This is a genomic window from Kitasatospora phosalacinea, from assembly GCF_030268885.1.
Lineage (GTDB): Bacteria > Actinomycetota > Actinomycetes > Streptomycetales > Streptomycetaceae > Kitasatospora > Kitasatospora phosalacinea_C.
The window spans coordinates 1-255 of record NZ_BSSA01000157.1 but is presented as its reverse complement, the minus strand read 5'-3'; the positions used below and the strand labels follow the sequence as shown (position 1 = coordinate 255).

General features: G+C 69.4%; 1 pseudogene. It reads right to left on the bottom strand.

Features of this window, described 5'->3' with window-relative positions:
- Nucleotides 1–255: pseudogene (locus QSK52_RS39365) on the bottom strand (transposase); the annotation flags it as partial.

The following is a 255-nucleotide window of genomic DNA, read 5'->3' as shown; positions in this document are numbered from 1 at the left end:
CCCCGGTCCACGGGGCTCGGACCTGTGAGTCCACCCCTTTTTTGGCCCTGACGTGCGCGGAGTCGAGCACGGCGCGGGAGACGTCCAACAGACCTGTGTCGCCGAGGCGTTGCAGGACCGCCTCGTGCAGCCGGCCCCACACCCCGGCTCGCGTCCAGATCAGGAAGCGACGATGGACGGTGGACTTGGAGACCCCGAAGCAGGGCGGCAGTGCACGCCAGGCGCACCCACTGACCAGCACGTAGACGATCGCCG